The following is a 13968-nucleotide window of genomic DNA, read 5'->3' on the forward strand; positions in this document are numbered from 1 at the left end:
CCCAGGCCTGCTTGCCTTCCGCCGGCAGTTCGGCCAAAACGCAGGCCATGATCACCATCACCGCCCTTTCCGCCCGCATTGCCGGGCGCCTGCTGATCGACGATGCCAGCCTGTCGCTGCCGGAAGGCACGAAGGCGGGCCTGGTCGGGCGCAACGGCGCCGGCAAGTCGACGCTGTTCCGCATCCTGACCGGCGAGATGGACAGCGAGACGGGGTCCGTCTCCCTGCCCCGCCAGGCGCGCATCGGCCAGGTGGCGCAGGAGGCGCCGGGCACGGAAGAGCCGCTGATCGAGATCGTGCTCAAGGCCGACAAGGAGCGCGAGGCGCTGCTGCACGAGGCCGAAACGGCGCAGGATCCGCATAGGATTGCCGAGATCCAGACCCGCCTTGCCTTTATCCAGGCCCACTCCGCCGAAGCGCGGGCGGCGGCCATCCTCGCCGGCCTCGGCTTCGACCATGAGGCGCAGAAGCGGCCGGCTTCCTCCTTTTCCGGCGGCTGGCGCATGCGCGTGGCGCTGGCGGCCGTGCTGTTCTCCGAGCCCGACCTGTTGCTGCTCGACGAGCCGACCAACTATCTCGATCTCGAAGGCACGCTGTGGCTAGAGGACTATATCCGCCGCTATCCGCATACCGTCATCATCATCAGCCACGACCGCGATCTCTTGAACACCGCGGTCAATGCCATCGTCCATCTCGACCAGAAGAAGCTGACCTTCTACCGCGGCGGCTATGACCAGTTCGAGCGCCAGCGTGCCGAGGCGATCGAGCTGCAGGTGAAGGCCAAGGCCAAGAACGAGGCGGCGCGCAAGCACCTGCAATCCTTCATCGACCGCTTCAAGGCCAAGGCCACCAAGGCCCGCCAGGCGCAGAGCCGCGTCAAGGCGCTCGAACGCATGGGAACCGTCGCCGCCGTCGTCGAAGACCATGTGCAGCCGATCACCTTCCCAGAGCCCGAGAAGCAGCCCGCCTCGCCGATCGTGCAGCTGCGCGGCGCCACGGTCGGCTATGAGCCGGGCAAGCCGATCCTGAAGAACATCACGCTTCGGATCGACAATGACGACCGCATCGCCCTCCTGGGGTCGAACGGAAACGGCAAGTCGACCTTTGCCAAGTTCATCTCCGGCCGGCTGGAGGCGCAGGGCGGCGAAATCCTGCTGGCGCCGAACCTGAAGATCGGCTTCTTCGCCCAGCATCAGCTGGACGACCTCATCCCGAACGAGACGCCCGTCGATCATGTCCGCCGGCTGATGCCGGGCGCAGGCGAGGCGCAGGTGCGCGCCCGCGTCGCCCAGATGGGGCTTGCGACGGAAAAGATGAACACGGCGGCGAAGGATCTTTCCGGCGGGGAGAAGGCAAGGCTTCTGATGGGACTCGCCGCCTTCCACCAGCCGAACCTCCTGATCCTCGACGAGCCGACCAACCATCTCGACATCGACAGCCGCCGCGCCCTCATCGAGGCGCTGAACGAGTATGACGGCGCGGTGATCCTCATCTCGCACGACCGTCACCTGATCGAGGCGACCGTCGACCGCCTCTGGCTCGTGAACGGCGGCACGGTTTCGAACTTCGACGGCGACATGGAGGAGTATCGCAGCCTCATCGTGTCCTCGGCGCGCAAGAAGGACGAGAAACCGGCGCAGACCGACGAACCGGCCTCGAGGGCGGAACAGCGCAAGGCCAATGCGGAACGGCGCGCCCAGCTTGCGCCGCTGCGCAAGAAGATCAATGAAATCGAATCCCTGACTGCGAAGCTTGAAAAACAGATTCAGGGGCTTGATGTGGAACTTGCAGATCCGCAGCTCTACGAGAAGGCGCCCGCCAAGGCGGCCGAGAAGGTTCGCCAGCGCGGCGAGGCGGCCGCCAGGCTCTCCGAGGCCGAGGAACAATGGCTGTCGCTGTCGTCGGAGTATGAAGAGGCCATGGCGGACTGAGGACGACGCCCTGTCCTCATTCGCGCACGCGGCGCCTTCCCCTTACGCTTCCTGCCCGAGCGTGCGCGTGATCACGGCATGGAAATGATGGCGCAATTCGAGATTGGGCATCAGGCCGGCCTGATGCGCCTCGCGATAGACAGTGCGCGACACGTCGAAGGACGCACTCCAGAGAATGAGGCTCGACAGGATCGCAATGAGATAGATCTGAACCTTCATGCGATCGAGACTTTGCCGCGAATGCGGCCAAGATGCGGCAGCCGCAATCACGTTTCGTGCAGGCTCATCAGGAAAGCCCGCCGCCCCGCTTGGTCGGGCTGCTACCGCCCCGTCCCCACCCCTTCATTGCTGCGGCCGCCGCGCGCATTGGGCTTGGAATCGTCCTGCTGGTTGATACCGTAGTTGCTGCCCTGGTACTGGTTGCCACCGACGCATCCGGCGAGCATCAGGCCGCACAGCGCGCACACGGCGGTCATTCTCAAAGCTTTGGTCACGATTGTCTCCTGTGAGTGTCCGCAGATCTTCCTCTAACGCCGGAGGGGCCGGATGCGATGCATCGGCTGTGGAACGGAACGGAATCGCACGCGTCCGCGATCATAGGAATTGACTCCTGACATCGACAGAACATAGTGAGAACAATCCGGTCGGGTTCTGACTCGCGGAGTGAAAGACCCAGACGACACGCGCCTTGCGCGTGAAGGATTGCTCATGACCGGCGTGCTCGACAGTCTCGGCAAAGCTGCCCGCCACAACTATATCCTGATCGCCGAATGCCGCGGCATGGGCCAGCCCTGCGGCCGCCGCTCGAGCTTCCTGCCCGGCGACCTCGCCGAGATCTACGGCGCCGGCCGCGACCCGCACCGCCTGCGCTTCCACTGCTCCGAATGCGGCTCCAAGCGGGTCAAGATCATCCTCATCAAACCCGACGAACGCAACCGCGACGTCATCGTCAAACGCCCGCGCAAGCGTCAGGTGGTCGAATGGGTGGAGATGCGCTACCGCATTTTCTAGATCTTCGCGCAACCGGCGGACAGCAGGAGACCGGGCACGCCTGCATTGGTCGCAGGATCTCTATCGACTGTCTGCAAGGTCTTTCCTGCAAGATTTGTCTCCCTCATCCCAGCTCGAATGTCGTGATGCCGTAGAGCCGGTTGAGCGGCAGGTCCGGGGCTGGGCCGCGGTACATGCGGGCGGTTTCGAAGACGGGTTTGAGGTTGTAGCGGCCGCAGAGCGCGCGGGCGGCTGCGTTCGGCTCGGGGATGTCGAGGAAGATCTCCTCGCCCGGCGCCGTTGCTGCGAGCTTGCGGAACAGGAGGTCGGCGCCGCTTTCCGTATCGGCGAAGAGCGGGCCGATCTTGTAGCCCGCCCGGCACTGCCGGATCGTGCCATAGCCGGTCACCGCGCCATTGCGCAGCAGCGCGACGCTCTGGCGGCTGTCGAGCGGGCGCAGCCATTGGGCGAGGAATGCCTCGCGCGGCTGGGGATTGAACCCGGCATCATAGGCCGTCACCATCGGCACCAGCACCGGAGAGACCGAGACGAGGTCGCTCGCGGTCGGATCGCTGACCTGCGGCCGGCCGCCATAGCGCAGATTGGCATGGGCATAGGCAAAGCCGGACCGGCGGTAGTTCTCCTGCTGCGCCACCACGCCGTCGAGCCCGATCGTCCGCCCCTCTCGCGCGGCCAGCGCCGCCGTCCAGAGGCGCAGGCCGATCCCCTGACCGCGGAAATCGGGATGCGCCATGTAGAAGCCGAGGAAGCAAAAGGCCGCGCCGAATCGGACGACGGAAATGGCTGCGGCCAGCCGGCCCTCGTCCTCCGCCACGAGGAAGCCTTCCGGATCGGCGGCGAAGAAGGCGCCCGCATCGTCGAGCCCGGGATTCCAGCCTTCGCGCGCCGCCCAGTCGAGGATCTGGTCGAGCTCCGCGCGCTCCGCCGTTCGAATGCCGATCGCCATCACCCACTCCTTGTCATCCGCCGCGTCATGCGCCTTGTCCGAGCCTGCGGTTCTGCTACAAAGCGGCCGAGATTAAGTCATACTAAACGGCGGTTTACCATGCAGCCCATTAAAATCGCGGTCGTCGGCGTCGGCAAGATTGCGCGTGACCAGCATCTTCCTTCGATCGCCGGCAATCCCGGCTACGCGCTGGTTGCCGCCGCGAGCCGGCATGGCAGCGTCGAAGGCATCCGCAACTTCACCACGATCGAGGACATGCTGGAAGCGGTGCCGGAGATCGAGGCTGTTTCGCTCTGCATGCCGCCGCGCGTGCGCTTCGAGGCCGCGCATGCGGCACTGAGCGCCGGCAAGCATGTCTTCCTCGAAAAGCCGCCGGGCGCGACCTTGAGCGAAGTGGCCATTCTGGAAGCGCTGGCCGAACGGAAGGCCGTGACGCTCTTTACGAGCTGGCACTCCCGTTTCGCGCCGATGGTCGACCGTGCGCGGGCGCATCTGGCCGACAAGACGATCCGGCGGGTGGAGATTTTCTGGCACGAGGACGTGCGGCGCTGGCATCCGAACCAGTCCTGGATCTGGGAGGCAGGCGGGCTCGGCGTCTTCGATCCCGGCATCAACGCCCTGTCGATCCTCACCCATATCCTGCCTGAACCGGTCTTCGTGACCGGCGCCACCTTCGAGGTGCCGGAAAACCGAGAGGCGCCGATCGCCGCCAAGATCGCCTTCGGCTCTGCCTCCGGCATGGTGGTCGAGGCCGACATGGACTGGCGCCTGCCCGGCGACCGCTGGGACTTCGTCATCGAGACGACGGAGGGCGAGGTGGTGCTCGGCAATGGCGGCGCGCGGCTGACCATCGGCGGCGTCTCGCAGGAAGACGAGCGCGAGAAGGAATATCCGACACTCTACGAGCGCTTCCACAGCCTCGTCACCGCCGGCCGCTCCGAAGTCGATGTCGCACCGCTCCGCCACATCGCCGATATCTTCATGCTCGGCAGCCGCAAGACGGTCGAGGCGTTCTACGATTGAGCCGCGCGGGTTTAGGATCTTGCTAGCGTGCAAGACGAAGGGCGATCGGCCTCTTGCAGAGGCGCGGCCGTTGCTGGGGTTTGGCGGCCGCATCCGTTTCCGCGATCGCGCTCCGGCTTTCGCGCCTGCCTGCGCCTGCCGAGCCCGCGCACTGCATGAGACCGGGGACGAAACGGGACAATCTTCGCCCCTGGGCAGGCCCTAGCCCTTCTTCTCCCACCGCCCCTCGGCGGTCTGTTGCCAGTAGGTAAGGCTGTGGCCCTCGCTCTTCAGCCGCTTCCAGGCGGTGCGGGCGGCATCGAGCTGGGGCTGGTTGTGGCCGTCGAACATGAAGACGACGCGCTCATAGGCGTCGAGCGGCGGCGGTGGCGCGCCATCGACCAGGAAGCGCACGGTCGCAGCATTGGCATTGTCGGGCAAAGCGGTAAGCAGCACCGGCTGCGTCTCCGGCGCCGGCCCGGCATCCGTGCCATGGGGCAGAAAACTGTCCTCCCGATAGGTCCAGAGGTGCTCGTCCAGAGCGTCCCGCCGGGCCTCATCGGCAGTCTGCACCACCACCCGCCAGCCGCGCGCCACGCTGCGCTCGACGAGCGGCGGCAGGGCATCGTCGAGGCGCGACTCGGTCAGGTGGTAGAACAGGATCTCCGTCACGAAGGAATCACGCCTCGTAATGGGCGCGGACCAGCTCGTCGAGCAGGCGCACGCCGAAGCCCGAGCCCCAGGACTGGTTGATCTCGTCCGTCGGTGCGTTCATGGCCGTGCCGGCGACATCGAGATGCGCCCAGGGCGTTTCCTTGACGAAGCGCTTAAGGAACTGCGCCGCCGTCACCGCGCCGGCATAGCGCCCGCCGGTGTTCTTCATATCGGCGAACTTGCTGTCGATCATCTTGTCATAGTCCGGCCCGAGCGGCATGCGCCAGACGCGCTCGTTGGTGGCAAGCCCCGCCTCGATCAGTTGCGCCGCCAGCGCGTCGTCATTGCAGAACAGGCCGGCATGATGGCTGCCGAGCGCCACCATGATCGCTCCGGTCAGCGTGGCGAGGTTGATCATGAAGCGCGGCTTGAACTTTTCATTGCAGTACCAGAGCGCATCGCACAGCACGAGCCGGCCCTCGGCATCGGTGTTGATGATCTCGATCGTCTGGCCCGACATGGAGGTGACGATGTCCCCCGGCCGCTGGGCATTGCCGTCCGGCATGTTTTCGACCAGCCCGATGATGCCGATCACGTCCGCCTTGGCCTTGCGGCGGGCCAGCACATGCATGAGGCCGGTCACGGCGGCCGCGCCGCCCATGTCGCCCTTCATCTCTTCCATGCCGGCACCCGGCTTGATCGAGATCCCACCCGAATCGAAGACGACGCCCTTGCCGATAAAGGCGATCGGACCCTGCTTGTCCTTGCCCTTCAGACCGTTCCAGCGCATCACCACCAGGCGCGGCGGGCGCGACGAGCCCTGCGCCACGCCGAGCAGCGCGCCCATGCCGAGCGAAGTCATCTCCTTCTCGGTCAGGATCTCCACCTCGACGCCGAGCTCTTCCAGCGCTTTCGCCTTTGCGGCGAACTCGACCGGGCCGAGATCGTTCGGCGGCAGGTTGACGAGATCGCGGGCAAGGAACACGCCCTCCGTCACCGCCTCGCTGACACCCATCGCCTTCTTGGCCTCCGCGCCGGCGGCGCTGATCAGCGTCACCTTCACCGCCTTCGGCGGCGCATCCTCCTCGGTCTTCTTCGCGGTCTTGTAGGCGTCGAAGCGGTAGGCGTTCATCTGCATGCCGAGCGCGAAATCGGCCGCTTCGCGTGCCGAAACGGTAACGCCGGGCGCATCGAGGAAAATGGTGACGGCGCTTGCCGTGCGAACCTTGGCCGCCACGGTGCCACCGGCCTTCAGCCAGTCATGCGGCTTCAGCGCCGCCGGATCTCCGAGCCCGAGCACGATCAGGCGATCGGCGGTCGAGCCTTCCGGAACGAGGATGTCGAGGGTCGACAGGGCCTTGCCCTTGAACTTCGCCGCCTTGGCGGCCCGCGCCACGATGCCGGACGGGTCGGCCCGCTCGGCACCGGCGATCGCGCCGTCGGCAGCCGCCAGGCACACCACCGTGCCCTCCAGCGGCTTCTGCTTATCCTTGAAAGAGATCTCGAACGTCCCGGCCATTTCCACTCCGATCCTGACGCGACAAGCGGCGCGGCATCATCAAACTGTCAACCGCGCGTTCTAAAACGTGGTATCGTGGCTGGACCCAAAGGCCAAGTGAAAGATCATCGTGGACGGATGCAGCCGGAGACGCCATGGATCAGAGCGGGATGCCGAAGCTTAACCCGGCGCGCGAGCCGCTGCCGTCCATGCGCGACCCGGGGCAGAGCAGCGGCCCAGCCCCCCGTCTCCACCGCGCGATCGGCCTGGCCGCCGGGCTGACCGGCCTGTGGTTGCTGCTGCTCTTCCTGTTCCACCTCATCCCGTCGATCGATCTCGATGTGCAGCGCCTGTTCTTTCGCGCCCTTCCCTGCCCCCAGCATTCTCCTGGCGGTGCGTCGGCCGTCTGCGGCGCGTTTCCGCTCGCTGAGGCGAAAACGCTGCAGCTGATCCGTATCGTGCTGCTCCACCTGCCGACGCTGATCGGCATCGGCCTCCTCCTGGTCGTGATCGTTTGCCTGACCGGCCGCCTGAAAACGACTGCGGTCTTCCGCCAGCGCGCGGCCCTGCTCATCGCCACGCTCTGCCTCGGCCCTGGCCTGATCGTCAACACGCTCCTCAAGGATCATTCCGGCCGGCCGCGACCGGCCGATATCGACCTGTTCGGCGGCGCGCTCGCCTTCCGGCCGGCGGGCAGCTTCGACGGCGCCTGCCACGCCAATTGCTCCTTCCTGTCGGGCGAAGCGGCGGGCATCGCCTGGCTCGTGCTGGCCGTCCTGATTCTGCCGCGGCCCCTGCGCCGGATCGTGCTGCCGATGACGCTGCTGATCGCCTGTGGCGGCCTTGCGCTCCGGGTCGCCTTCGGCCGGCATTTCCTGTCGGATGTCGCCCTCGGTGCACTGTCCACGCCACTCGTCGGCGCCTGGCTGATGGTGGTCGGGCTTCTCGTCGCGCCGCCGATCCGCCAAGCCGTGACCGCACTGTTCGCGGCCGAGGATGCGTCACCAAAAAGCCACCAATAGGGAAAATGTCTGCCGCCTCTTCCGGGGTGGCGTTGCGGACCCGGACCGGTTTGGGTACTGCGAGCCTTATGAGCATCCAGAGAGACAGGCATTCCCGCGTCCCGCCCGCCGCCCCTGGCCGGCCCGATGCGCAGGCGCGAGCCGGAGCCGGCGCGCGATGAGGATTCTCGAAACCTATATTCTGCGCCGCGTCTTCCAGATGTTCCTGACCGCGCTGATGCCGGTGCTCGGCATCATCTGGACGACCCAGGCCTTGCAGCGCGTCAATCTCGTCACCGATACCGGCCAGTCGATCGGCGCCTTCCTGACACTGGCGACGCTGATCCTTCCGACCGTCATCCCGCTCGTTCTGCCTTTCGCGATCGTCATCGGCATCACCCAGACGCTGGGCACGATGAACAATGATTCCGAACTGACGGTGATCGAGGCGGCCGGCGGCCGGCGAAGCCTCATCCTGCGCCCGATTCTCTGGCTCGCCGTGGCTGTCAGCGCGCTGTCCTTCGCCGTCGACAACTATGTCGAGCCGATGGTGCGCCAGCAGGTGCGCCAGATGATCGCGACGGCCAATGCCGACCTTATCTCCACCGTCGTGCAGGAAAACACCTTCCGGCGGATCGCCGACGATCTCTACATCCAGATCGGCGGGCGGCGCGGCGGCGTGCTGACCGAGATCTTCGTGGCCGATTCGCGCGATCCGAATGTCGAATTCATCTATTATGCGCGCGAAGGCGCGATCGACGAGAACAGCTCGGCGCTGGTGATGAAGGACGGCGAGGTGCATCGCAAGCTGCCGGATGGCGGCGTGTCGATCATCAAGTTCGATTCCTACGCCTTCGACCTGACCGAGCTGACGCAGAAGACCGGCACCGCGACGCTGCGCGCCCAGGACCGCGACCTCGCCTACCTTCTCCATCCCGATCCGGAAGACAGCAATTACCAGAAGCGCCCGCAGACCTACACGGCCGAGCTGCACCGCCGCCTGACGGAGTGGTCCTACCCGCTGATCTTCGCACTGATCGGCCTGGTCGTGGCGAGCGATGCGCGCTCGCACCGCGAGGCGCGCCTGCACCCGACGGGCTCGGCGCTGATCTTCGCCTTCCTGTTCCGCTGGATGACCTTCTATGCCGCGAACGGGGCGGAAGATTCGCAGATCTTCGTTCCGCTGATGTATCTGATCCCGATCGTCACCACGGCGCTCTGCGTCATCCAGCTGCGCAGCAACAAGCGACTGACCATGCCGAAGACCGTCAGCGGCATGGCGTCCGAGACGATCACGCGCGTTCGTGGGCTCCTGGGCGGAAAGCAGGTGCCGCGATGAGCACGCTCAAGCTCTATTTCTTCAAGCGCTACATCGTGACGGTGATCTATTTCCTGATCGGCATCTTCTCGCTGGTCTTCATCATCGATTTCAGCGAGCTCTCGAGCCGCATGGGCAACCTGCCCGGCTATACCGTGGCCGGCGGGCTCTACATGACGACGCTGCGCATTCCGACCATCCTGCAGCAGACGGTGCCCTTCGTGGCGCTCTTTGCCGGCATGGCCTCGCTCATCTCGCTCAACCGCCGCTACGAGCTGGTCGTCACGCGCGCGGCCGGCATTTCCGCCTGGCAGTTCCTGCAGCCCTTCGTCGTGGGCGCGCTGCTCTTCGGCCTTGCCGCGCTCGCCATCCTCAACCCGATTGCCGCCTGGGGCGCGCGCAGCGCCGAGCTTCTGGAGGCCTCCTGGGGATCGTCTTCCTCGCGCGGCTCCAACTCCATCCCGTGGCTGCGCCAGATCCAGAACGGCGACGACGCCATCATCGGCGCACGCTCGGTCGAGGATGAGGGCCGGCTGCTGAACACGGTGACGATCATCCACCTCGACCAGCAGGGCCGCATCGCCTTTCGGCAGGATGCGCGCAGTGCAAAACTCGAAGATGGTTACTGGCAGCTTAACGAGGTGACGGAAACACGCAGCGGTGTGTTGCCCAAACGCCTCAAAACGGCACGGCTCGCCACCAATATCCGTCCCGAACTGGTACAGGAAACGCTTGGAAAGCCTGATTCCATTCAGATTTTCGAGCTCCCGCGCAAGATTGCGGTCGCCAAGTCCTTCGGCTTCCCGACCTATGGCATGCAGACGCAGTTGCATTCCCTGATCTCGTTGCCGCTGCTTCTCGTTGCAATGACGCTGATTGCTGCAAGCGTTTCGCTCAAGTTCAGCCGGTTCAACCAATCGCGCTCGGTGATTCTCGGTGGAATCCTGTCGGGCTTCGTGCTTTATGTCGTAACCATGCTTGTCAAAGCGTTCGGAAGCAGCGGTATCGTGCCTCCGTTCGTAGCCGCCTGGTTGCCTGTCGTCGTTGCGATGGCGTTGGGATCTACGATTTTGTTGCATCAGGAGGATGGCTAGTGGCGGCCGCACACCGCAGAGTAACACGGCGACTGGCCGCCCTTCTCATGACCGGCGCAGCCGCTCTTGCTCTCCTTCCGGCTGGAATGACGATTGCGCACGCGCAGTCGGCGCGCCTCGACGCGCTCCAGCCCAACATGCCCGCCGACGCCAAGATGCTGCTGTCGGCCAATGAGCTCGTCTACAACCGTGATTCCGAGCGCGTCATCGTGCGCGGTGCGGTGCAGATCAATTATGGCGGCTACCAGATGGTCGCCCAGCAGGTCGAATACAGCCAGAAGACCGGGCGAATCGTCGCGACCGGCGAGATCGAGCTGATCGAGCCCGGCGGCAACAAGATCTATGCCGACAAGATGGACGTCACGGACAATTTCGCCGATGGCTTCATCGAAACGATGCGCGTCGAGACGACGGACCTGACCAAGCTCGCCGCCGTCAACGGCGAGCGGCGCAATGGCGAGGAGATCATCCTCAACCAGGCCGTCTACACCGCCTGCACGCCCTGCGCGGTCGATCCCAATCATCGTTCGCTCTGGCACATCAAGGCGCAGCGCATCATTCAGAACGGCCGCACCCATACGGTCCGGCTGGAAAACGCCCGGTTCGAGCTGTTCGGCAAGCCGATCGTCTATCTGCCGGTGCTCGAAGTTCCAGACCATACGGTGAAGCGCAAGAGCGGCTTCCTGTTCCCCGGCTTCCGTTATACGCAGAAGCTCGGCGCCGGCGTGTCGATCCCCTATTACTGGGCGATCTCGCCGAGCATGGATGCGACGGTGACGGCCACCGGCCTGACGCGCCAGGGCTTCCTTCTGGAGGGCGAGTTCCGCCAGCGATTCGAAATGGGGCAGCATGTGTTGCGCTTTGCCGGCATCAGCCAGGCAAGCCCCCAGACCTTCACCGCCGACACGGTCGACGCACAAGAGCGCGAGCGCGGCATGATCGGCTCCAAGGCCGACTTCAAGATCAATCCGCGCTGGGCCTTTGGCTGGGATGTGCTGGTCCAGAGCGACAACAACTTCTCCAAGACCTACGAACTCTCGACCTTCGACGGCACGACGCTGACCAACCAGGCCTATCTGACCGGGCTCGGCAAGCGCAACTCCTTCGACATGCGTGCCTTCTACTTCGATATCCAGGATGCCGATCCCGACAGCCTGGCCGAAAAGCAGCAGGCGGTCGCCCAGGTTCTCGACTACCAGTACACCGCACCCGAGCCTGTGCTGGGCGGCGAACTGACGGCAAAGGTCAACGTGACTGCCGTCGAGCGCAGCCGCCAGGACAGTTACACGGTTCTCGGCGTCGAGCGCTTCCGTGGCCTGGAAGGCGAGGACCAGCGCTTCACCGCCGAGACGGAATGGAAGCGCACCTTCATCATTCCGGGTGGCCTGTCGCTCACCCCTCTTCTCGCTGCGCGCGGCGATGCGGTCGGCATTTCGACCGATCAGCCGCTCGGCTATACCGGCGACTTCACCAATGACGATGCCGTCACCCGCGGCATGCTGACCGCCGGTCTCGAGGCGCGCTATCCGATCCTGATGGCTACCGCCAACAGCAGCCACATTCTGGAGCCGATCGCCCAGGTCTATCTGCGGCCGAACGAGCAGTATGCCGGCGCCCTGCCCAACGAGGATGCCCAGAGCTTCGTCTTCGATGCGACCAACCTGTTCGAACGCGACAAGTTTTCGGGCTTCGACCGGATCGAGGGTGGCTCGCGCGCCAATGTCGGCCTGCGCTACACGGGCACGCTCGGCAATGGCTACGGCTTGCGGGCGATCGCCGGCCAGTCCTTCCATCTCGGCGGCGTCAACTCCTTCGCCACCGACGATCTGGTAAAAGTCGGCGCGGATTCAGGGCTCGAAACCGATCGGTCGGACTATGTGACGATGATCGGCATCGATGCGCCGTCCGGCATCACCGGCAGCTTCTCCGGCCGCTTCGACGAACAGGACCTCTCGCTGCGCCGCACCGACGCGACGCTCGGCTACGAGGGAATCCAGTGGCAGTCGGCCATCACCTATACGAGCATCAAGGCACAGCCGACCTATGGCTCGCCGACCGATCAGGATGAAATCCAGACCGCGGCCGCCTGGCGCTTCCGCGATTACTGGTCTGTTTTCGGCCAGGTGACCTACGACATCAACAATGACACCGTGACACGCAACGGCATCGGCATCACCTACGACGACCAGGACACGCTGTTCTCGATCGTCTACCAGAACGAGCGCGACCCCGACGATGTCGTGGCGAACGACTGGTCGATCGGCGCACGGCTGAGTTTCCGCACCTTGGGCGACATCAACATCGGCGATACGACGTTCGACGACCTGAACTAGCCATCGTGCCGTGGTCACGCGAATGTGCGGGCTTCAGCAACCGGTCGCGCGGCAATACCCCGCTCTTGTCATCATTCGGCCGCATGGTTTATGCATCGAGCCGGGAAACGGCGGTCCGTGGCAAGGGGATCGCTTGGGAGGGCCTTGCAAGGGCGGGCGACCAGGGCTGGTCGTCCCCTCTGCGAAAAAGGGGACTGAAAAGACCATGACCGGCACGGCAAAGACCGGCGCACGCAGCGTCGTCCGCAGCATTCCGTCGATCCTTCTGGCAGGCGCGCTCTCCGCCGCCATCGCGGCAACCAGTCTGCCGCCGATGGCCGAAGCGGCCTCGACCACGGTCGCCGTGGTCGTCAACGGTCAGCCGATCACCTCCGGCGATGTCGCCAAGCGTCTCAATTTCATGAAGCTGAAGCGCGAATCCGGCGGTGCTGCCGCCGCCCGCCAGCAGCTGATCGACGAGCAATTAAAGCGGGCCGAGATCCTGCGCCTGCAGCAGTCCGTCTCGACCAGCGATGTGGACGCCGCGGTGCAACGCTTTGCCGCCGGCAACAAGCTGACCATTCCCCAGCTGACCCAGGTTCTCGACAAGGCCGGCGTCGGCATGGACCATTTCAAGGCCTTCGTCGCCGTCTCGATGAGCTGGCCGCGCGCCGTGCGGCTGCGCTACGGCACCGGCGGCGGCCGGATCTCCAACGAGGAACTGGTGCGGCGCATGCAGGAGAATGGCGGCACCAAGCCGGTGACAACCGAATATTTCCTGCAGCAGATCATCTTCGTCGTGCCGGCCGCCAAGCGCAACGCCATCCTCGGCAAGCGTCAGGCGGAAGCCAATGCCGCGCGCCCAAAATTCCCGGGCTGCGAGCAGTCCAAGGTCTATGCCGCCACGATGCGGGACGTCTCCGTCCGCAATCTCGGACGCATGATGATCCAGGAAATTCCGGAGGACTGGAAGCCTCTGGTGGAAAAAGCCGGTGACGGCACCACGACCGGGACGCGCGTGACCGAGCGCGGCGTCGAATTCCTGGCGATCTGCAAGAAGCGCCAGGTCTCCGACGACCTTGCCGCCGAAGTCGTGTTCCGGGCCGAGGATCTCGGCAAGGCCCAGTCGGCGGGCGAAGATCCGAACAGCCTCCGCTACATCGAAGAGCTGCGCAAGAAGGCGCAGATCCAGAACAAGTGA

The 13968-nt window shown here is 65.0% G+C and carries 13 protein-coding genes; 8 read left to right on the forward strand and 5 right to left on the reverse strand.

Annotated features, from left to right (window positions below; all coding sequences use genetic code 11):
• The first annotated feature begins 47 nt into the window (after positions 1 to 47).
• Positions 48 to 1931 carry an ABC-F family ATP-binding cassette domain-containing protein gene (locus U8330_RS11510; RefSeq protein WP_323105413.1) on the forward strand — a complete coding sequence of 628 codons (1884 nt, stop codon included), beginning with the start codon at positions 48 to 50 and terminating at the stop codon, positions 1929 to 1931.
• A gap of 42 nt (positions 1932 to 1973) precedes the next feature.
• On the opposite strand, the gene U8330_RS11515 is transcribed toward U8330_RS11510, so the two are convergent.
• Positions 1974 to 2150: a hypothetical protein gene (locus tag U8330_RS11515; RefSeq protein WP_323105414.1), complete on the reverse strand. Its 177-nt coding sequence runs from the start codon at positions 2148 to 2150 to the stop codon at positions 1974 to 1976.
• Between the two features lie 101 nt (positions 2151 to 2251).
• Complete coding sequence (locus tag U8330_RS11520) at positions 2252 to 2425, reverse strand: hypothetical protein (protein ID WP_323105415.1); 174 nt, start codon at positions 2423 to 2425, stop codon at positions 2252 to 2254.
• A 214-nt stretch (positions 2426 to 2639) separates the two neighbouring features.
• Here U8330_RS11520 and U8330_RS11525 point away from each other — a divergent pair, with 214 nt between their 5' ends.
• The gene (locus U8330_RS11525; protein WP_323105416.1) at positions 2640 to 2942 is read left to right on the forward strand and encodes a hypothetical protein; all 303 of its coding nucleotides are present in this window, start codon (positions 2640 to 2642) and stop codon (positions 2940 to 2942) included.
• Positions 2943 to 3045: 103 nt separating this feature from the next.
• On the opposite strand, the gene U8330_RS11530 is transcribed toward U8330_RS11525, so the two are convergent.
• On the reverse strand, positions 3046 to 3888 hold the full coding sequence (locus U8330_RS11530; protein WP_323105417.1) for a GNAT family N-acetyltransferase: 843 nt from the start codon (positions 3886 to 3888) through the stop codon (positions 3046 to 3048).
• Positions 3889 to 3987: 99 nt separating this feature from the next.
• On the opposite strand from U8330_RS11530, the gene U8330_RS11535 reads away from it, so the two are divergent.
• A complete protein-coding gene (locus U8330_RS11535) occupies positions 3988 to 4911 on the forward strand; it encodes a Gfo/Idh/MocA family oxidoreductase (RefSeq protein WP_323105418.1) in 924 nt (307 codons plus the stop codon).
• Positions 4912 to 5112: 201 nt separating this feature from the next.
• Here the strand turns inward: U8330_RS11535 and U8330_RS11540 are convergent, their stop codons facing one another.
• Both U8330_RS11540 and U8330_RS11545 read right to left on the reverse strand, forming a co-directional pair.
• The gene (locus U8330_RS11540) at positions 5113 to 5562 is read right to left on the reverse strand and encodes a DNA polymerase III subunit chi (protein WP_323105419.1); all 450 of its coding nucleotides are present in this window, start codon (positions 5560 to 5562) and stop codon (positions 5113 to 5115) included.
• 7 nt (positions 5563 to 5569) lie between these two features.
• On the reverse strand, positions 5570 to 7063 hold the full coding sequence (locus U8330_RS11545) for a leucyl aminopeptidase (RefSeq protein WP_323105420.1): 1494 nt from the start codon (positions 7061 to 7063) through the stop codon (positions 5570 to 5572).
• A 149-nt stretch (positions 7064 to 7212) separates the two neighbouring features.
• Here U8330_RS11545 and U8330_RS11550 point away from each other — a divergent pair, with 149 nt between their 5' ends.
• From U8330_RS11550 to U8330_RS11570, 5 genes are all read left to right on the forward strand, one after another.
• Positions 7213 to 8064 (forward strand): phosphatase PAP2 family protein, encoded by an 852-nt coding sequence (locus U8330_RS11550; protein WP_323105421.1) that lies wholly within the window; start codon positions 7213 to 7215, stop codon positions 8062 to 8064.
• Positions 8065 to 8221: 157 nt separating this feature from the next.
• Positions 8222 to 9382, forward strand: a complete 1161-nt coding sequence (gene lptF, locus U8330_RS11555; protein ID WP_323105422.1) for an LPS export ABC transporter permease LptF — start codon at positions 8222 to 8224, stop codon at positions 9380 to 9382.
• Entirely contained in the window at positions 9379 to 10455 is a 1077-nt protein-coding gene (gene lptG, locus U8330_RS11560; RefSeq protein ID WP_323105423.1) for an LPS export ABC transporter permease LptG, read from the forward strand. The genes lptF and lptG overlap by 4 nt, the downstream gene beginning before the upstream one ends.
• A gap of 47 nt (positions 10456 to 10502) precedes the next feature.
• Positions 10503 to 12788, forward strand: a complete 2286-nt coding sequence (locus tag U8330_RS11565) for an LPS-assembly protein LptD (protein ID WP_323107265.1) — start codon at positions 10503 to 10505, stop codon at positions 12786 to 12788.
• Between the two features lie 205 nt (positions 12789 to 12993).
• Positions 12994 to 13968, forward strand: coding sequence for a peptidylprolyl isomerase (locus U8330_RS11570; RefSeq protein ID WP_323105424.1), 975 nt, complete (start codon positions 12994 to 12996; stop codon positions 13966 to 13968).

Origin of the sequence: Rhizobium sp. CC-YZS058 (assembly GCF_034720595.1) — a bacterium.
In the GTDB taxonomy this organism is placed as follows: Bacteria; Pseudomonadota; Alphaproteobacteria; order Rhizobiales; family Rhizobiaceae; genus Ferranicluibacter.